The 17,487-nt window shown below is 67.6% G+C and carries 28 protein-coding genes; 23 read left to right on the forward strand and 5 right to left on the reverse strand.

The genetic code is table 11. The features are described 5' to 3' along the window. Positions 1 to 12: 12 nt before the first annotated feature. From ACFV9G_RS03215 to ACFV9G_RS03235, 5 genes are read right to left on the reverse strand one after another with little or no spacing between them, the layout of a single operon-like run. Positions 13 to 1,314, reverse strand: a complete 1,302-nt coding sequence (locus ACFV9G_RS03215) for a DUF58 domain-containing protein (RefSeq protein WP_378724829.1) — start codon at positions 1,312 to 1,314, stop codon at positions 13 to 15. Continuing rightward, on the reverse strand, positions 1,311 to 2,294 hold the full coding sequence (locus ACFV9G_RS03220) for a MoxR family ATPase (protein ID WP_160026998.1): 984 nt from the start codon (positions 2,292 to 2,294) through the stop codon (positions 1,311 to 1,313). The genes ACFV9G_RS03215 and ACFV9G_RS03220 overlap by 4 nt, the downstream gene beginning before the upstream one ends. After that, positions 2,291 to 3,442 (reverse strand): DUF4350 domain-containing protein, encoded by a 1,152-nt coding sequence (locus ACFV9G_RS03225; RefSeq protein WP_378724831.1) that lies wholly within the window; start codon positions 3,440 to 3,442, stop codon positions 2,291 to 2,293. Before ACFV9G_RS03225 ends, ACFV9G_RS03220 begins: the two co-directional genes overlap by 4 nt. Beyond that, on the reverse strand, positions 3,439 to 4,050 hold the full coding sequence (locus tag ACFV9G_RS03230) for a DUF4129 domain-containing protein (RefSeq protein ID WP_378724832.1): 612 nt from the start codon (positions 4,048 to 4,050) through the stop codon (positions 3,439 to 3,441). Before ACFV9G_RS03230 ends, ACFV9G_RS03225 begins: the two co-directional genes overlap by 4 nt. Beyond that, a complete protein-coding gene (locus ACFV9G_RS03235) occupies positions 4,047 to 5,138 on the reverse strand; it encodes a hypothetical protein (protein ID WP_378724834.1) in 1,092 nt (363 codons plus the stop codon). Before ACFV9G_RS03235 ends, ACFV9G_RS03230 begins: the two co-directional genes overlap by 4 nt. Positions 5,139 to 5,552: 414 nt before the next feature. Between ACFV9G_RS03235 and rpsJ the strand changes: the two genes are divergently transcribed. From rpsJ to ACFV9G_RS03350, 23 genes are all read left to right on the forward strand, one after another. Further along, on the forward strand, positions 5,553 to 5,861 hold the full coding sequence (gene rpsJ / locus ACFV9G_RS03240) for a 30S ribosomal protein S10 (protein ID WP_008360994.1): 309 nt from the start codon (positions 5,553 to 5,555) through the stop codon (positions 5,859 to 5,861). Between the two features lie 10 nt (positions 5,862 to 5,871). After that, a complete protein-coding gene (rplC, locus tag ACFV9G_RS03245) occupies positions 5,872 to 6,528 on the forward strand; it encodes a 50S ribosomal protein L3 (protein WP_378724836.1) in 657 nt (218 codons plus the stop codon). A 2-nt stretch (positions 6,529 to 6,530) separates the two neighbouring features. Next, positions 6,531 to 7,424 carry a 50S ribosomal protein L4 gene (rplD, locus tag ACFV9G_RS03250; RefSeq protein ID WP_378724838.1) on the forward strand — a complete coding sequence of 298 codons (894 nt, stop codon included), beginning with the start codon at positions 6,531 to 6,533 and terminating at the stop codon, positions 7,422 to 7,424. Continuing rightward, positions 7,421 to 7,717: a 50S ribosomal protein L23 gene (gene rplW, locus ACFV9G_RS03255; protein ID WP_378724840.1), complete on the forward strand. Its 297-nt coding sequence runs from the start codon at positions 7,421 to 7,423 to the stop codon at positions 7,715 to 7,717. The genes rplD and rplW overlap by 4 nt, the downstream gene beginning before the upstream one ends. Before the next feature lie 16 nt (positions 7,718 to 7,733). Further along, positions 7,734 to 8,570, forward strand: coding sequence for a 50S ribosomal protein L2 (gene rplB, locus ACFV9G_RS03260; protein WP_091052382.1), 837 nt, complete (start codon positions 7,734 to 7,736; stop codon positions 8,568 to 8,570). Between the two features lie 3 nt (positions 8,571 to 8,573). Then, complete coding sequence (gene rpsS / locus ACFV9G_RS03265) at positions 8,574 to 8,855, forward strand: 30S ribosomal protein S19 (RefSeq protein WP_008361004.1); 282 nt, start codon at positions 8,574 to 8,576, stop codon at positions 8,853 to 8,855. After that, positions 8,852 to 9,271 carry a 50S ribosomal protein L22 gene (gene rplV / locus ACFV9G_RS03270; RefSeq protein ID WP_091052384.1) on the forward strand — a complete coding sequence of 140 codons (420 nt, stop codon included), beginning with the start codon at positions 8,852 to 8,854 and terminating at the stop codon, positions 9,269 to 9,271. Before rpsS ends, rplV begins: the two co-directional genes overlap by 4 nt. Next, positions 9,271 to 10,098, forward strand: coding sequence for a 30S ribosomal protein S3 (rpsC, locus tag ACFV9G_RS03275; protein WP_045550115.1), 828 nt, complete (start codon positions 9,271 to 9,273; stop codon positions 10,096 to 10,098). Before rplV ends, rpsC begins: the two co-directional genes overlap by 1 nt. A gap of 3 nt (positions 10,099 to 10,101) precedes the next feature. Further along, positions 10,102 to 10,521: a 50S ribosomal protein L16 gene (gene rplP, locus ACFV9G_RS03280; RefSeq protein ID WP_378724842.1), complete on the forward strand. Its 420-nt coding sequence runs from the start codon at positions 10,102 to 10,104 to the stop codon at positions 10,519 to 10,521. After that, the gene (rpmC, locus tag ACFV9G_RS03285) at positions 10,521 to 10,763 is read left to right on the forward strand and encodes a 50S ribosomal protein L29 (RefSeq protein WP_008361011.1); all 243 of its coding nucleotides are present in this window, start codon (positions 10,521 to 10,523) and stop codon (positions 10,761 to 10,763) included. The genes rplP and rpmC overlap by 1 nt, the downstream gene beginning before the upstream one ends. A 1-nt stretch (position 10,764) precedes the next feature. Next, a complete protein-coding gene (rpsQ, locus tag ACFV9G_RS03290) occupies positions 10,765 to 11,043 on the forward strand; it encodes a 30S ribosomal protein S17 (protein WP_357335433.1) in 279 nt (92 codons plus the stop codon). Positions 11,044 to 11,215: 172 nt separating this feature from the next. Next, positions 11,216 to 11,584, forward strand: a complete 369-nt coding sequence (gene rplN / locus ACFV9G_RS03295; protein WP_008361015.1) for a 50S ribosomal protein L14 — start codon at positions 11,216 to 11,218, stop codon at positions 11,582 to 11,584. Then, entirely contained in the window at positions 11,584 to 11,943 is a 360-nt protein-coding gene (gene rplX, locus ACFV9G_RS03300; protein WP_091052390.1) for a 50S ribosomal protein L24, read from the forward strand. Before rplN ends, rplX begins: the two co-directional genes overlap by 1 nt. 2 nt (positions 11,944 to 11,945) lie before the next feature. Then, positions 11,946 to 12,506 carry a 50S ribosomal protein L5 gene (gene rplE, locus ACFV9G_RS03305; protein WP_091052391.1) on the forward strand — a complete coding sequence of 187 codons (561 nt, stop codon included), beginning with the start codon at positions 11,946 to 11,948 and terminating at the stop codon, positions 12,504 to 12,506. Between the two features lies 1 nt (position 12,507). Continuing rightward, positions 12,508 to 12,693, forward strand: coding sequence for a type Z 30S ribosomal protein S14 (locus ACFV9G_RS03310; protein WP_017932844.1), 186 nt, complete (start codon positions 12,508 to 12,510; stop codon positions 12,691 to 12,693). A gap of 86 nt (positions 12,694 to 12,779) precedes the next feature. Further along, a complete protein-coding gene (rpsH, locus tag ACFV9G_RS03315; RefSeq protein WP_378724845.1) occupies positions 12,780 to 13,187 on the forward strand; it encodes a 30S ribosomal protein S8 in 408 nt (135 codons plus the stop codon). A gap of 22 nt (positions 13,188 to 13,209) precedes the next feature. After that, on the forward strand, positions 13,210 to 13,749 hold the full coding sequence (rplF, locus tag ACFV9G_RS03320; RefSeq protein ID WP_378724847.1) for a 50S ribosomal protein L6: 540 nt from the start codon (positions 13,210 to 13,212) through the stop codon (positions 13,747 to 13,749). Continuing rightward, positions 13,749 to 14,132, forward strand: a complete 384-nt coding sequence (rplR, locus tag ACFV9G_RS03325) for a 50S ribosomal protein L18 (protein ID WP_378677861.1) — start codon at positions 13,749 to 13,751, stop codon at positions 14,130 to 14,132. Before rplF ends, rplR begins: the two co-directional genes overlap by 1 nt. 34 nt (positions 14,133 to 14,166) lie before the next feature. Then, positions 14,167 to 14,778: a 30S ribosomal protein S5 gene (rpsE, locus tag ACFV9G_RS03330; RefSeq protein ID WP_378724849.1), complete on the forward strand. Its 612-nt coding sequence runs from the start codon at positions 14,167 to 14,169 to the stop codon at positions 14,776 to 14,778. Beyond that, positions 14,778 to 14,960, forward strand: a complete 183-nt coding sequence (gene rpmD, locus ACFV9G_RS03335) for a 50S ribosomal protein L30 (RefSeq protein WP_378724850.1) — start codon at positions 14,778 to 14,780, stop codon at positions 14,958 to 14,960. Before rpsE ends, rpmD begins: the two co-directional genes overlap by 1 nt. Before the next feature lies 1 nt (position 14,961). Further along, positions 14,962 to 15,402: a 50S ribosomal protein L15 gene (gene rplO, locus ACFV9G_RS03340; protein WP_091052397.1), complete on the forward strand. Its 441-nt coding sequence runs from the start codon at positions 14,962 to 14,964 to the stop codon at positions 15,400 to 15,402. 183 nt (positions 15,403 to 15,585) lie between these two features. Next, complete coding sequence (secY, locus tag ACFV9G_RS03345; RefSeq protein WP_091052399.1) at positions 15,586 to 16,896, forward strand: preprotein translocase subunit SecY; 1,311 nt, start codon at positions 15,586 to 15,588, stop codon at positions 16,894 to 16,896. Further along, the gene (locus ACFV9G_RS03350) at positions 16,893 to 17,468 is read left to right on the forward strand and encodes an adenylate kinase (RefSeq protein WP_378724852.1); all 576 of its coding nucleotides are present in this window, start codon (positions 16,893 to 16,895) and stop codon (positions 17,466 to 17,468) included. The genes secY and ACFV9G_RS03350 overlap by 4 nt, the downstream gene beginning before the upstream one ends. Positions 17,469 to 17,487: the final 19 nt, after the last annotated feature.

A 17,487-nucleotide genomic window follows, 5' to 3' on the forward strand; every position in this document is an offset into this window, starting at 1 on the left:
CTGCTCGACTGATCAGAGCTGACCGGTGGCCTTGAGCTGCAGGTAGTGGTCGGCGAGGGCTGGGGGGAGGGACTCGGCGTCGGCGTCGACGATGTCGACGCCGAGGGTGCGGAGCATGGCGGCGGTGTGGTCGCGGCGGCGGAGGGTCTGCTCGGCGGCGGCCGCGGCGTAGACGTCCTCGAGGGTGTCGCGGGAGGCGGCGGTCGCCTCGAGCTCGGGGTCGCGGACGGAGGCGATGACGACGCGGTGGTGCTGAGTCAGGACCGGGAGTACGGGGAGGAGCGACTCCTCGATCGCGTGCGGGTCGAGGGGCGTCAGCAGGACGACGAGCGCGCGGTGGCGGCCGAGGCCGGCGACCGCGCCGGCGAGGTTGGACCAGTCGGCCTCGGCGATGACCGGCTCGAGGTCGGCCATCGCCTCCTGCAGCCGCTGGGTGACGTCGCGCTGGCCGGCGAGGCGGACGCGGGAGCGTACGCGCAGGTCGCCGGCGATGAAGTCGATCCGATCGCCGGCCCGGGAGGCGATGGCGGCGAGCAGCAGCCCGGCATCCATCGCGGAGTCGAGCCGCGGCACCCCGCCGCCGGCGCCCTCGATCCGGCCGGCCGAGGTGCGGGAGGTGTCGAGCACCAGCACCACGCGACGGTCCCGCTCCGGCTGCCAGGTGCGGACCACGACGGTGCGGGAGCGGGCGGTGGTGCGCCAGTCGATGGAGCGTACGTCGTCACCGCGGACGTACTCCCGCAGCGAGTCGAACTCCGTCCCCTGCCCGCGCACCCGGACCGCGGCCCGGCCGTCGAGCTCGCGCAGGCGCTGAAGCCGCGACGGCAGGTGTTTGCGCGACTCGAAGGCGGGCAGCACCCGCACCGAGCCCTCCACCGGGATCGTGCGCTGCCGGGCACCCAGACCCAGGGGCCCGTACGCCCTCACCGTCACGCCCGACGCCCGCAGATCTCCGCGGCGCCGCGGCCGCAGCGGCGTACGCAGCCGGGTGCTGTCGCCGCGACCGAGCCGGATCCGATGCCGATTCTGAGCGGCGCCGGCAGTCGGCTGCCAGGCATCACGCACCAGCGCCCGGAAGTGGCGAGTGGGGGAGCGGACGACCAGCTCCGACGTCGTCGACTCGCCCAACCGGATCCCGCCCAAGGGCACCCGGCGGATCTCCAGGGTCGCCGGCTTGGGCGCCAGGAACATGTCGAGGAGCGCCAGCACCACCACGAGCAGGATCCAGACTGCCGCCGTGCCGGCGCTCGGCCGCAGCACCACCGGCACGATGCCGGCCAGCATCAGCAGCGGGACCCGCCAGGTGATGGTCATCGGGGGACGGGGACGGCGCCGATGGCGGAGGAGAGGACCTGGGAGACCTGGACGCCCTCGAGCTCGGCCTCGGGGCGCAGTGCCAGGCGGTGGGCGAGGGTGGCGTGGGCGAGCGACTTCACGTCGTCGGGGGTCACGAAGTCGCGGCCTGCGAGCCAGGCCCAGGCGCGCGCGGAGCGGAGCAGGGCGGTGGCGCCTCGCGGCGACACCCCGGCCGAGAGCGACGGGGACTCGCGGGTCGCCCGGGCGATGTCGACGATGTAGCCGGTGACCTCGGGGGACACCTGGACGGAGCCGACGTGCTGCCGGGCGGCCTCGATGTCGGCGCCGGACGCCACGGCGGTGACGCCGGCACCGGCGACGTCGCGCGGGTCGAAGCCGGACGCGTGCCGGTTGAGGATCTGCACCTCGTCGGAGCGCGAGGGCACCGGCAGGACGACCTTCAGCAGGAACCGGTCCAGCTGGGCCTCGGGAAGCGGGTAGACACCCTCGTACTCGATCGGGTTCTGGGTCGCGGCCACCAGGAACGGGCGCGGCAGCGCGCGGGTGACCCCGTCGACCGAGACCTGGCCCTCCTCCATCGCCTCGAGCAGCGCCGACTGTGTCTTCGGCGGGGTTCGGTTGATCTCGTCGGCCAGGAGCAGGTTGGTGAAGACCGGCCCCTCCCGGAAGGTGAGCTCGCCGTGGGACGACTCCACCACCATCGACCCGGTGATGTCGCCAGGCATCAGGTCGGGGGTGAACTGCACCCGGCGGGTCTCCACCGAGAGTGCCGCCGACAGCGACCGCACCAGCAGGGTCTTGGCGGTGCCGGGTACGCCCTCCATGAGCACGTGGCCGCCACAGACCAGCGCGACCAGCAGCCCGGAGACCGCGGCATCCTGCCCGACGACCGCCTTGGCGACCTCGGCCCGGACCGCGGTGAGTCGCTCGCGCGCGCCGTCGGGCGAGACGTTGGCGATGGTCTCGGATTGGGTCATGGGTGTCGTACCTCTTCCTCAAGGGCAGCCAGCGCGTTGGCCAGCGTGATCAGGTCTTGGTCGTTCTCGATCGGAGCATCGGTGAGCAGCGCGGTGACCTCGAGATCGGGTCGCTCGGTGCGCTGGACGACGGCGCGGATCACGGCCTCCGGAGTGGCATCGCGCCCCAGCCGCAACCGCCCGGCGAGGCGGGTGCGGGCAGCCTGCCGCAGGGTCGTCGCGGCGTGCGTGCGGTCGCCGGAGCGGCGGTAGAGCCGGCCCAGGCTGCGGGTCGTCTCCCCGGCACGGACGTGGACCGGCAGCGGCTCGACCGCCAGCGGACCCAGCCGCCGCCCGCGAGCGATGGCGAAGGCGACGACCGCGAGCAGCAGGAGCCACAGGGCCGGCTTGATCCAGCGCGGCAGCAACGAGCTGGGGGAGTGGGCCTCGTCGGGCGCGAGGTCGTCGAAGGAGGGGACGTACCAGACCAGGTGATCGCTTCGGCCCAGCAGCCGCAGCGCCACCGCCGCGTTGTCGGCCCGCAGGATCTGGTCGTTGGTCAGCACCTGCGGCGCACCCCAGACGGTGAGGCCCTCCGCGGGCGCGAGCACCGCGCCGCCCTCGTGCGCGAAGCAGGAGCCGGCGTCGTACGCGGTGACCGCATCGGCCTGGATGCTGAGCCCTTCCCAGCGCTGGTCGTCGCAGCCCGCCTCGACCTTCTCGGGCGTCTGGGCGACCGCGTAGGGGATGCCGAGCATCGCCGACACGTAGGGGGCGGGCTCGGCCAGGATCAGGTCGTCGGCGTCGCCGGTGCGCTCACGCAGCCGGGTGGCGGTGTCCTCGCCGAGCGCGTCGGTGCCGGTCACGAAGACCGTCGTGTCCCGCCCGATCTCGGTGCTCTCCAGGCGCTTCGACGATCGGACGATCTCGACCTCGACCCCGTGGTCCTCGAGCACCTGGACCAGGGCCCGGGTGCCGTCGGGGTCGGGGCTCTCGGGGTCGTAGGCGGCAAACGATTCGCCGCCCTTCGGCGTCGCGACGTACGCCAGCACGACCGCGATCATGAAGGCCAGCGCGACGATCAGTAACGGCCGGTTCCGTCGGAACCAGCCCAGCGGTCCGGCGGTCGAGTCCGCGCTGCTCGTCGGGGCCGGGGTCTGCGTGGTCATCGCGCCACCGCCAGCTCCTGCTCGAGAGCGAGTACACCCTCGGCCTGCTCACGCGTGGCGGGGTGGTCGCCGTAGAGGACCTCGTTGAACAGCTCCGCGGCCCGTCCGGCACGGCCCTCGAGCGACATCTCCCGCTCCAGGCTCGCCGCGACCTCGGCGGCGGTCAGCCCGGGGTCCTCGGCGAGCCGGCCGCGCTCGACCTGTCGCCTGGCCAGGGCTCGGAATCCGTCGACCACCGCGGCGCCATGATCCCCCGAGGCGTACGCAGCCTCGGCCCTCGCCCGGAGCGCGGCCGCCGAGAGCGACTCGTCGGTGAGGACGTCCCCGTTGCGGTCGCGGGCGACCCGGGGACTGCGCCGGGCCCGCGAGACCAGCAGACCGATCCCGACCAAGAGCGCCGCGAAGACGACCATCGCGGCGACGGTCTGGGCCCAGGGCACGTCGCCGACCGACGGCAGGCCGTCGGACAGGGTGCGCTCGATCCAGCGCAGGATCCGCTCGATGAGGTCGAGGTCGTGGTATTCCGGTCCGGCCAGCTCGCGCCGGAGCCAGGAGCGACTCTCCTCGGACGTCGGGGTCAGAGGAGGAGTCGGTTGGAGGAGGATCATCTGCTCAGCAGCCCGGCCTGCTCCATCAGCTCGACCTCGTAGGACTCCTTGCGGATCCGCTGGTCGAGATACTGCAGGTTGGTCACCGCGCCGCTGAACGGCGCCACGATCGCAGCGGAGACCACGGTCGAGACGGCGCTGCCGGCGATGGTCGCGAGGAAGTAGAGATCGGGCTGCACGATGCCCACGATGCTGGCGACCAGGCTGATCGGGAAGGCGACGACCTGGGACGCGAACCCGACGATGATGGCGGCCAGCAGCCAGATCCCGAAGAGCCGCCAGAACTGTCTCGCCGACAGCTGCCAGGCCCGCTTGATGGCGCCGAAGACCCCGGTGCTCTCCAGCATCAGCGCGGGCACCGCGAGCAGATAGAGCCGCACCGTCAGGAAGAGGGTGGCCACGATCAGCAGCAGGAACATCAGGATGCCGACCAGGATGGCCGGGACGGGACTGTCGACGACGATCGCGAGGACCACCACGGGAGTGGCTGCGACCGCCAGGACCAGGGTGAAGACCACCCCGCTCAGCAGCGCCAGCCCGATCAGCCGCCAGCGGTTGCCATGGGTCGCCGCCCACGCCTGCGCGAGGGTGAGCTTGCGGCCGATCGCGGCGGCGTGGGCGACATGGGAGATCATCCCCGCCACCAGGATCGCGCCGATCCCCTGCAGGATCGAGCCGAGGAAGAGGGAGCCGAAGGCGATCAGCATGCCGATGATCTCGGAGCCGCCGGGCGCGTAGTCAGGGTCCTCGAGGCCGGCCCCGAGCCCTTCCAGGGTGTCGCCGGTGAACGTCATCGCCGCGGTCACGCCCAGCGGGATGGCCATCGCGACCGCCGCCACGAGGACCGAGGCGCCGACCGTCGCCCCCGGGTTGAAGCGTACGAGCCGGAAGGCGCCGTCGAGCATGTCGCCGAGGCCCAGAGGACGCAGCGGGATCGCTCCCGGCTTGTGGGCCGGTGGCAGCGGCTGGGCCCATGCCGGTGGCGCCGGTCGGGGCGGCACCGGGTAGCCCGGCGGGGGCGGGGCCGACGGGTTCGTCGCGCCCTGTTGAGGTTGCTCACCCGGTGGGGGTGGCCACACTCCTGACATCTGGATGCTCCTCGTCGCGACGACCGGCGAACTCGCTCGGTTGGGGGCATCCTCTCAGAGCAACCCAGGCGACATCGTTGATTTGGAGCCACCTGCGTACGCGTGACAAGATTCTCTGGTTGCTCCAGTGAACTGTTCGCTGGGGTGTGCACACCTTGACTACTGAATCGCGTCACCTGAGCAGGCTGATCAGCCTGTCCGGATGTGGTCTGTGGTCGTCGTGTGCCCATCCCGAAGGCGTGGTTCCAGTGAAGCTGATGGTGAAAGTCTCGTCGAGAAGTCGGCGTTCGCTTGTGAAAAATAAGCGACACGCCCGACCTCGGGGGTCGGAGCCAGAGGTGAGCAACCGGGCCGACTCAGCCGGAGGAAGCCTGTAGCACGCGGCACGCTGACCAAGAAGGACGAGAGAGACAGATGGCGGGACAGAAGATCCGCATCAGGCTCAAGGCCTATGACCACGAGGTGATCGACACCTCGGCGCGAAAGATCGTGGACACGGTCACCCGTACGGGTGCCAAGGTCGCCGGCCCGGTGCCGCTGCCGACCGAGAAGAACGTGTACTGCGTCATCCGCTCGCCCCACAAGTACAAGGACTCGCGCGAGCACTTCGAGATGCGCACCCACAAGCGCCTCATCGACATCATCGACCCGACCCCGAAGACTGTTGACTCCCTCATGCGGCTCGATCTGCCTGCTGGTGTCGACATCGAGATCAAGCTCTGAGGTTGACGACATGACGATCGAACGCAACGTGAAGGGTCTCCTGGGCACCAAGCTCGGCATGACCCAGCTGTGGGACGAGAACAACGTCGTCGTCCCCGTGACCGTCATCGCGGCGAACACCAACGTCGTGACCCAGGTCCGCACCCCCGAGGCCGACGGCTACAACGCCGTGCAGATCGGCTACGGCGAGATCGACGGCCGCAAGGTGAACAAGCCGGGCGCCGGCCAGTTCGAGAAGGCCGGCACCACACCGCGCCGCCACCTGGCCGAGATCCGCACCGCCGACGCCGCGTCGTACGCCGCCGGCCAGGAGCTCCCCGTCGACACCTTCGCCATCGGCGAGGAGATCGACGTGACGGGCACCTCGAAGGGCAAGGGTTTCGCTGGTGTCATGAAGCGTCACGGCTTCCACGGCGTCGGTGCCTCCCACGGTGCCCACCGCAACCACCGCAAGCCGGGATCGATCGGCGCCTGCGCCACCCCGGGTCGCGTCTTCAAGGGCGTCCGCATGGCCGGTCACATGGGTACTGACACCGTCACCACCCAGAACCTGACCGTGCACGCCGTCGACACCGAGAAGGGCCTCATCCTGGTCAAGGGTGCCATTCCTGGCCCCAAGGGTGGCCTCGTGGTCCTCCGCTCGGCTGCTAAGAAGCTGGAGGCCTGATCATGGCTATCAAGACCGTCAAGGTCGACTTCCCGGCTGAGATCTTCGATGTTGAGGTCAACATCCCGCTGATCCACCAGGTCGTCGTCGCGCAGCGGGCCGCTGCGCGCCAGGGCACGCACTCCACCAAGACCCGCGGCGAGGTCCGCGGTGGTGGACGCAAGCCCTACAAGCAGAAGGGCACCGGTCGCGCCCGCCAGGGTTCGACCCGCGCGCCGCAGTTCGCCGGTGGTGGCGTCGTCCACGGCCCGCAGCCGCGTGACTACAGCCAGCGCACCCCCAAGAAGATGAAGGCTGCCGCCCTGCGCGGTGCCCTCTCCGACCGGGCCCGTGCCGGCCAGATCCACGTGGCCGAGTTCGCCCTCGAGGCGCCCTCGACCAAGACCGCGCTGACCGCCCTCAAGGCGATCTCGGACGTCAAGCGTTACCTCGTCGTCCTGGACCGCTCCGAGTCCGTCGCCGCGCTGAGCCTGCGCAACGCCCCTGAGGTGCACCTGCTCTGGGCCGACCAGCTCAACACCTACGACGTCCTCGTCTCCGACGACGTTGTCTTCTCCAAGCCGGCCTTCGAGGGGTTCATCTCGGGCAAGCCGGTCGTCGCCGCCAAGGAGACCGTCACCATCGGTGAGGTCGAGAAGGACGCGATCAAGGAGGCTGCCGTCGAGCCCGCCAAGGAGATCGACCTCCCCGAGGGCGCTGTCGCGCCGCTCGAGGACGGCTCGGCCCCCGAGGGCTTCGACATCAAGGGCAACGTCAAGGGCAAGGACAAGAAGTTCCACGCCCCGGGCGGCCGTTGGTACGAGTCCACCAAGGCGGAGTTCTACTTCAAGTCCGCCGAGGACGCTATCGCGGCTGGTTTCGTTGAGGCCGGCAAGAAGAAGGAGGCCGACAAGTGAGCACGCTGCACTACGACCCCCGCGACATCCTGATCGCGCCGGTGGTCTCCGAGAAGAGCTACGGCCTCCTCGACCAGAACAAGTACACCTTCATCGTTCGCCCCGACGCGAACAAGACCGAGATCAAGATCGCGGTCGAGAAGGTGTTCGACGTCAAGGTGACCTCGGTCAACACGATCAACCGCAAGGGCAAGGCCCGTCGTACGCGTTACGGCCTGGGCAAGCGCCCCGACACCAAGCGCGCGATCGTCTCCCTGGCCGTGGGCGACCGCATCGACATCTTCGGCGCGTGAGAAGGACTGACTGAACATGGCTATTCGTAAGTACAAGCCGACCACCCCGGGCCGTCGTGGCTCGTCGGTGGCCGACTTCGCCGAGATCACTCGGACCACGCCGGAGAAGTCGCTGACCAAGCCCCTTCCCAAGAAGGGCGGCCGCAACAACCAGGGTCGCATCACGACCCGTCACATCGGTGGCGGTCACAAGCGTGCGTACCGGATCATCGACTTCCGTCGCTACGACAAGGACGGCGTGCCGGCCAAGGTCGCTCACATCGAGTACGACCCGAACCGCACCGCCCGTATCGCCCTGCTGCACTACTTCGACGGCGAGAAGCGCTACATCCTCGCGCCCGTCGGCGTCAGCCAGGGCACCGTCGTCGAGTCCGGCCCGACCGCCGACATCAAGCCCGGCAACAACCTCCCGCTGCGCAACATCCCGGTTGGTACCACCATCCACAATGTTGAGCTGCGTCCTGGTGGCGGCGCGAAGATCGCCCGCTCCGCCGGTATGAGCGCCCAGCTGGTCGCTCGTGAGGGCTCCAAGGCAACGCTTCGCATGCCTTCGGGTGAGATGCGCTTCGTCGACGTGCGCTGCCGCGCCACCGTCGGCCAGGTCGGCAACGCCGAGCAGTCCAACATCAACTGGGGTAAGGCCGGCCGCATGCGGTGGAAGGGCGTTCGCCCGACCGTCCGCGGTGTCGTCATGAACCCGGTCGACCACCCGCACGGTGGTGGTGAGGGTAAGACCTCTGGTGGCCGTCACCCGGTCAGCCCCTGGGGTAAGCCCGAGGGCCGTACGCGTAAGCGCAAGGCCTCTGACTCGCAGATCATCCGCCGCCGTAAGAGCGGGAAGGGTAGGAAGTAAGCAATGCCTCGCAGCCTGAAGAAGGGCCCCTTCATCGACGACCACCTTCAGAAGAAGGTGGACGCCGAGAACGAGAAGGGCACCCACAACGTGATCAAGACCTGGTCGCGCCGCTCGATGATCGTGCCCGAGATGATCGGTCACACCATCGCGGTGCACGACGGTCGCAAGCACGTCCCGGTCTTCGTGTCCGACTCGATGGTCGGTCACAAGCTGGGCGAGTTCGCCCCGACCCGCACGTTCAAGGGTCACATCAAGGACGACCGGAAGGGACGCCGTCGATGACCACCACCGAACGGCAGCGCATCAGCGCCCGCCGCGACTCCCTGCTCGGCGACCAGCCGGGTGCCTTCGCGAGTGCCCGCTTCGTGCGGATCACCCCGCTGAAGGCACGCCGCGTCGTCGACCTGGTTCGCGGTCTGCCCGTCGACGAGGCTCTGTCCCTGCTGCAGTTCGCGCCGCAGGCAGCCTCCGAGACTGTTTACAAGGTTCTCGAGAGCGCCATCGCCAACGCGGTGTCGACCGAGGGTCTGGACCGTGACGACCTCGTCGTCTCGGTCGCCATGGTCGACGAAGGTCCGACCATGAAGCGCTGGCGCCCCCGCGCCCAGGGTCGTGCGACCCGCATCAACAAGCGGACCTCGCACATCACCCTGGTCGTGCAGCCGGCCGACGTCGTCGAGAAGGGCGGTAAGAAGTAATGGGTCAGAAGATCAACCCGAACGGCTTCCGCCTGGGCATCTCGACCGACCACAAGTCGCGTTGGTACGCCGACAAGCAGTACAAGGAGTACGTCGGCGAGGACGTCAAGATCCGCAAGCTGCTCAGCAAGGGCATGGAGCGGGCCGGCATCGCCAAGGTCGAGATCGAGCGCACCCGTGACCGCGTCCGTGTGGACATCCACACCGCGCGTCCCGGCATCGTCATCGGTCGCCGCGGCGCCGAGGCCGACCGCCTCCGCACCGAGCTGGAGAAGCTCACCGGCAAGCAGGTTCAGCTGAACATCCTCGAGGTCAAGAACCCCGAGGTCGACGCTCAGCTGGTCGCTCAGGGTGTCGCCGAGCAGCTCAGCGGTCGCGTGCAGTTCCGTCGCGCGATGCGCAAGGCCATGCAGACCACCATGCGCTCCGGTGCCAAGGGCATCCGGATCCAGTGCTCGGGTCGTCTGAACGGCGCCGAGATGTCGCGTACCGAGTTCTACCGCGAGGGCCGCGTTCCGCTGCACACGCTGCGTGCCGACATCGACTACGGCTTCTACGAGGCCCGCACGACCTTCGGCCGCATCGGCGTGAAGGTCTGGATCTACAAGGGCGAGGTCTCCGGCTCGCGCGCCGAGCGTCAGGCCGCCCAGGCCGCCCGCGCCGGCGTCCCGGGTCGCGGTGGCAACGACCGTCGCGGTGGCCGCGGCGACCGTCCGTCGCGTGGCTCCCGTGGTGACCGCCCGAACCGCGCTGACCGCGCGGCGAAGACTGAGGCGCCGGCTGCCGCTGAGGCTCCCGCCGCCGAGACCACGACCCAGGAGGGCTGATCCATGCTGATGCCCCGTCGAGTCAAGCACCGCAAGCAGCACCACCCGAAGCGCACTGGCGTTGCCAAGGGTGGCACGAAGCTGGCCTTCGGTGACTACGGCATCCAGGCGATCGAGGGTCACTACGTGACCAACCGCCAGATCGAGGCAGCGCGTATCGCGATGACTCGTCACATCAAGCGAGGCGGCAAGGTGTGGATCAACATCTACCCCGACGTCCCGCTGACCAAGAAGCCCGCCGAGACCCGCATGGGTTCCGGTAAGGGTTCGCCCGAGTGGTGGGTTGCCAACGTCAAGCCGGGCCGCGTCATGTTCGAGCTCTCCGGTGTCGACGAGACCACGGCCCGCGAGGCGATGCGCCGCGCGATCCACAAGCTGCCCATGAAGTGCCGTTTCATCACGCGAGAGGCTGGTGAGTTCTGATGGCTAACTCCCTGCAGGCGTTCGAGCTGGACGAGCTCACCGACGTCGACCTCGAGGCGAAGCTGCGCGAGGCGAAGGAGGAGCTGTTCAACCTCCGGTTCCAGGCGGCCACCGGCCAGCTGGAGAGCCACGGTCGGCTCCGCACCGTCAAGAAGGACATCGCCCGGATCTACACCGTGGTGCGTGAGCGCGAGCTCGGCATCCGCGTGGCCCCGGGCACCGAGACCACCGAGGAGGCCTGAGATGGCTGAGACCACCACTGAGGGCACCGAGCGCAACACGCGCAAGGTGCGCGAGGGCCTCGTCGTCAGCGACAAGATGGACAAGACCATCGTCGTCGAGGTCGAGGACCGCGTGAAGCACCCGCTCTACGGCAAGGTCATGCGCCGTAGCAGCAAGCTCAAGGCTCACGACGAGCAGAACACCGCCGGCATCGGCGACCGCGTCCTGGTCATGGAGACCCGGCCGCTGTCCGCCACCAAGCGGTGGCGCCTCGTCGAGGTCGTCGAGCGCGCCAAGTGATCCTCGTCTCCTAGGAGACGGATCCGGCCGGCTTCAAACGCCGCCAAATTGACCAAAGGGCGCAGGTCCAGCGACCATTGTTCGCTGGGCCTGTGCCCATCAAATCCCATTACGTTCGGCAAGGCTCACCCGCCCTGGAGCGGGGAGAGAACCAGCTCGACAAGGAGAAGTAATGATCCAGCAGGAGTCGCGACTCAAGGTCGCCGACAACACTGGTGCGAAGGAGATCCTTTGCATTCGTGTGCTCGGTGGTTCCGGTCGTCGCTACGCCGGCATCGGCGACACCATCGTCGCCACCGTCAAGGACGCTATCCCCGGTGGCAACGTGAAGAAGGGTGACGTCGTCAAGGCCGTCATCGTGCGCACCGTCAAGGAGCGCCGCCGTGCAGACGGCTCGTACATCCGCTTCGACGAGAACGCCGCCGTCATTCTCAAGAACGACGGCGAGCCGCGAGGCACCCGCATCTTCGGCCCGGTCGGCCGTGAGCTGCGCGACAAGAAGTTCATGAAGATCATCTCGCTCGCGCCGGAGGTGCTGTGATGGGTCGCTCGCACATCAAGAAGGGCGACACCGTCAAGGTGATCGCTGGTAAGGACAAGGGCGGCTCCGGCAAGGTGATCGCTGTCCTCACCCAGGAGGACCGTGTGATCGTCGAGGGCATCAACCTCGTCAAGAAGCACACCAAGGTCCAGGACCAGGGCGGTCGCGCCGGCACCACCGGCGGCATCGTGAACACCGAGGCCCCGATCCACGTTTCCAACGTCCAGCTGCTCGAGGGTGGCGAGCCGGTTCGCGTCGGCTACCGCCGTGAGACGGTCCAGAAGCGTCGCCCCGACGGGTCGACGTACGCCGCCGAGCGCAGCGTTCGCATCTCGCGCAAGACCGGTAAGGACATCTGATCATGACCGACACCGCTGTGGCCCCGCGCCTCAAGACGAAGTACCGCGAGGAGATCGCCCCGGCCCTGCAGGCCGAGTTCGAGATCCCGAATGTCATGCAGATCCCCGGTCTGACCAAGATCGTCGTCAACATGGGTGTGGGCGAGGCTGCTCGCGACTCCAAGCTGATCGAGGGCGCTGTCAACGACCTGACCGCGATCACCGGCCAGAAGCCGCTGATCAACAAGGCGAAGAAGTCCATCGCGCAGTTCAAGCTGCGTGAGGGCATGCCGATCGGTGCGCACGTCACGCTGCGCGGCGACCGCATGTGGGAGTTCCTCGACCGCCTGCTCTCGCTCGCTCTGCCCCGGATCAGGGACTTCCGTGGTCTCAACGGCAAGCAGTTCGACGGCAACGGCAACTACACCTTCGGTCTCACCGAGCAGGTCATGTTCCACGAGATCAACCAGGACAAGATCGACCGCTCGCGGGGCATGGACATCACCCTCGTGACGACTGCCACCAACGACGACCAGGGTCGCGCGCTGCTCAAGGCGCTCGGCTTCCCGTTCAAGGAGAACTGAGATGGCGAAGACCGCTCTCAAGGTGAAGGCCGCCCGCAAGCCGAAGTTTGCGGTCCGCGGTTACACCCGCTGCCAGCGCTGCGGCCGCCCGAAGGCTGTGTTCCGCAAGTTCGGCCTGTGCCGTATCTGCCTGCGCGAGATGGCCCACCGCGGCGAGCTGCCCGGCGTCACCAAGTCCTCCTGGTGAGCGATCACCGTTCCAACCACTGACGTTGAAGGTCCTCATGACTCCGTGTCGTGAGGAAACCACTACGAGAAAGGGCCGTTCGGCCAATGACGATGACTGACCCGATCGCAGACATGCTTACTCGTCTGCGCAACGCCAACCAGGCGTTCCACGATACGGTTTCGATGCCGTACAGCAAGCTGAAGCAGGGCGTCGCTGAGATCCTCCAGCAGGAGGGTTACATCAGCAAGTACGAGGTGCTGGAGCCCACCGAGGGCCAGGTCGGCAAGACCCTGGCGATCACCCTCAAGTACGGCCGCAACCGTGAGCGCTCGCTCGCCGGCGTCCGCCGCATCAGCAAGCCCGGTCTGCGTGTCTACGCGAAGCACACCGGTCTCCCGAAGGTGCTCGGCGGCCTCGGCGTCGCGATCATCTCGACGAGCCAGGGTCTGCTGACCGACCGCCAGGCGAACAAGAAGGGCGTAGGTGGGGAAGTCCTCGCCTACGTCTGGTAATCAGGGAAGGGAGAGAGAAGAAATGTCGCGTATTGGCAAGCTCCCCGTCCCGGTTCCGGCCGGCGTGGACGTCACCATCGACGGCCAGGTCGTGAACGTCAAGGGCCCCAAGGGCACCCTGTCGCACACCGTGGTCGACCCGATCACCGTCGAGAAGGGTGACGGCGTCCTCGACGTCAAGCGCCCCGACGACAGCCGGGACAACAAGGCCCTCCACGGCCTGTCCCGCACGCTGATCAACAACATGGTCCTGGGTGTCACCGAGGGCTACGAGAAGAAGCTCGAGATCGTCGGCGTGGGTTACCGCGTGCTGTCGAAGGGCCCGACCAAGCTGGAGTTCCAGCTGGGTTACTCCCACTCGATCGTCTTCGACGCGCCCGAGGGCATCACCTTCACCACCGACGGTCCGACCAAGCTCGGTGTCGTCGGCATCGACAAGCAGCTCGTCGGTGAGGTTGCGGCCAACATTCGCAAGCTGCGCAAGCCGGAGCCCTACAAGGGCAAGGGCGTTCGTTACGCCGGCGAGAACATCCGCCGCAAGGTCGGAAAGGCTGGTAAGTGATGGCCATCTCGCTGTCGAACAACAAGCACACCGCTTCCCGTGTCCGCTCGCGCCTGCGTCGTCAGGCCCGCGGTCGCAAGAAGATCGAGGGTACGCCGGAGCGCCCGCGCCTCGTCGTGACCCGCTCGGCCAAGCACATCACCGCCCAGGTCGTCGACGACCTGGCCGGCAAGACGCTTGCCTCGGCTTCGACCATCGAGGGCGACCTGCGGTCGGCCTCCGGTGACAAGACCGCCAAGGCCAAGCAGGTCGGCGAGCTGGTTGCGTCGCGTGCCAAGGCCGCTGGTGTGGAGACCGTCGTCTTCGACCGTGCCGGCAACAAGTACCACGGCCGTGTCGCCGCGCTCGCTGATGGCGCGCGCGGGGCCGGTCTGACCTTCTGATCGCAACGATCGAACGAGAGAAGAGGAAAGTCTGATGAGCGGAGCCCAGCGCGGACAGCGTGGTGGCGAGCGCCGAGGTCGCGACGACCGTCGTAACCAGAGCGCCGACAAGACCGCCTACATCGAGAAGGTCGTCGCGATCAACCGAGTTGCCAAGGTCGTGAAGGGTGGTCGTCGCTTCAGCTTCACCGCCCTTGTGATCGTCGGTGACGGTGAAGGTCTGGTCGGCGTCGGCTACGGTAAGGCGAAGGAAGTTCCCGCGGCGATCGCCAAGGGTGTCGAGGAAGCGAAGAAGCACTTCTTCCGCGTTCCCCGCATCCAGGGCACGATCCCGCACCCGGTGCAGGGTGAGAAGGCCGCTGGTGTGGTCCTTCTCCGTCCGGCCGCCCCTGGTACCGGTGTCATCGCCGGTGGTCCGGTGCGCGCCGTCCTGGAGTGCGCCGGCATCCACGACGTGCTGAGCAAGTCGCTCGGTTCGTCCAACCAGATCAACATCGTCCACGCGACGGTGGAGGCCCTCAGGATGCTCGAGACGCCTGAGGCCGTCGCCGCCCGTCGTGGTCTCCCCGTTGAGGACGTCGCCCCCGACGCGCTGCTCAAGGCGCAGGTCGAGGCCGCGGCTCCCGCCGCGGAGGTGTCGGCCTGATGGCGCAGCTCAAGGTCAAGCAGCTGAAGGGCCGCGTTGGTCTGAAGCAGAACCAGCGCGACACGCTGCGTACGCTCGGTCTCAAGCGGATCGGCGACGTGGTCGTCAAGGAGGACCGCCCGGAGATCCGCGGCATGGTCCAGACCGTCCGTCACCTGGTGACGGTCGAGGAGGTCGACTGATATGGCACTCAAGGTGCACAACCTGGCGCCGGCTCCCGGTGCCAAGAAGGCCAAGACCCGTGTGGGTCGTGGTGAGGCGTCCAAGGGTAAGACGGCCGGCCGTGGTACCAAGGGCACGAAGGCCCGTTACCAGGTCCCCGCTTACTTCGAGGGTGGCCAGACCCCGATGCACATGCGACTCCCCAAGCTGAAGGGTTTCAAGAACCCCTTCAAGGTGGAGTTCCAGGTCGTCAACCTCGACAAGCTCAACGAGCTTTTCCCCGAGGGTGGCGTCGTCACCCCCGAGACCCTGATCGAGAAGGGTGCCGTCCGCAAGGGCCACCCGGTCAAGGTCCTGGGCCAGGGTGACCTGACCGTCAAGGTCGAGATCAGCGCCAACGCCTTCTCCGGCACTGCCAAGGAGAAGATCGAGGCCGCTGGCGGAACTGTCACGGTTCTCTGACAGTTCTACTAACGTAGAGCCTGTCACGTGGGAGCGCGGCCGGGTCGCCCCTTCGGGGTCCCGACCGCGCTCCCGCTGTTTCAGCCCTACGTGCAAGAACTGCCGTGGGGGCTGTTAGGCTGCCACGGGTTTTCGCATCGGCGCAGGCCCTGCGACCCCTGATTGTCGAAAGAGGAACCATTCGTGCTTGGCGCGTTCGCATCAGCGTTCCGTACCCCGGACCTGCGCAAGAAGCTGCTCTTTGTTCTCTTCATCGTCGTGATCTTCAGGGCTGGGTCCCAGATCCCGGCTCCTGGCGTTCACGTCGCGAACGTCCAGCAGTGTCTTGACGCGGCTCAGACCGGTGACAGCGCCGGCCTCTACAACCTGGTCAATCTCTTCTCCGGTGGCGCCCTGCTGCAGTTGACGATCTTCGCGCTCGGCATCATGCCGTACATCACAGCGAGCATCATCCTGCAGCTTCTCGTCGTGGTGATCCCGCGGCTCGAGGCCCTCAAGAAGGAGGGCCAGGCCGGGCAGACGAAGATCACCCAGTACACCCGCTACCTGACCCTCGGCCTTGCGGTCCTGCAGGCCACCGGCATCGTCGCGCTGGCCCGCTCCGGCGATCTGCTCCAGGGCTGCACCCAGCCGCTGCTGCACGACGACGGCACCGCCACCTTCCTGGTCATGGTCATCACCATGACCGCCGGCACCGCGGTCATCATGTGGCTCGGCGAGCTCATCACCGAGCGCGGCATCGGTAACGGTATGTCGATCCTGATCTTCACCCAGGTCGTCGCCACCTTCCCGGCCACGATGTGGGCGGTCAAGAACGACAAGGGCTGGTGGACCTTCGCGATCGTGATCGTCATCGGTCTGGCGATCATGGCGGCGGTCATCTTCATCGAGCAGGCCCAGCGCCGGATCCCGGTCCAGTACGCCCGCCGGATGGTCGGTCGCAAGATGTTCGGCGGCTCGTCGACCTACATCCCGCTCAAGGTGAACCAGGCCGGTGTCATCCCGGTCATCTTCGCCTCGTCCCTGCTCTACCTGCCGGCGATGGCGGCGCAGTTCAACCAGAACGCGCAGAACCCGCCGGCGTGGGTCGACTGGATCAACAACTACTTCGTCCGTGGCGACCACCCGGTCTACATGGCGACGTACTTCGCGCTGATCATCTTCTTCACCTACTTCTACGTGTCGATCACCTTCAACCCACCGGAGGTCGCCGACAACATGAAGAAGTACGGCGGCTTCATCCCAGGTATTCGAGCCGGGAAGCCGACCGAGGACTACCTGTCCTACGTTCTGTCCCGTATCACCCTGCCGGGCTCGCTCTACCTCGGTCTGGTTGCGCTCATCCCGCTGATCGCGCTGGCCCTCATCGGCGCCAACCAGAACTTCCCGTTCGGCGGCACCTCGATCCTCATCATGGTCGGCGTCGCCCTCGACACGGTGAAGCAGATCGAGAGCCAGCTCCAGCAGCGCAACTATGAAGGGTTCCTCCGATGAGACTGATCATCATGGGCCCGCCGGGAGCCGGCAAGGGCACCCAGGCGAAGTTCATCGCCGAGCACTTCGGGATCCCCGCGATCTCGACCGGTGACATCTTCCGCGCCAACATGAGCGAGGGCACGCCCCTCGGCATCGAGGCGAAGTCCTACGTGGACAAGGGAGAGTACGTCCCGGACTCGGTCACGAACCTGATGGTGCGCGACCGCATCGACCAGGACGACGCCTCGCAGGGGTTCCTTCTCGACGGTTACCCGCGCACGCTCGCCCAGGTCGAGGAGCTCGACGGGATGATCAAGTTCACCGGCCACGCCCTCGACGCCGTGGTCGTGCTGACGGTCGACAAGGACGAGATCGTGCAGCGACTGCTGCAGCGTGCCCAGCTCGAGGGCCGCGCCGACGACACCGCCGAGGTGATCCGTCGCCGCCAGGAGGTCTACCTCGAGGAGACCGCGCCGCTGATCGAGGTCTACAAGGGTCGTGGGCTGGTCCACGAGATCGACGGCTTGGGTGAGGTCGCGGACGTCACCAAGCGGATCTTCGACGAGCTCGACATCGTCCCTGAGTCCTGAACCAGAAATTGTGTAACGC

It is taken from the genome of Nocardioides sp. NPDC059952, from assembly GCF_042730435.1.
GTDB lineage: Bacteria > Actinomycetota > Actinomycetes > Propionibacteriales > Nocardioidaceae > Nocardioides.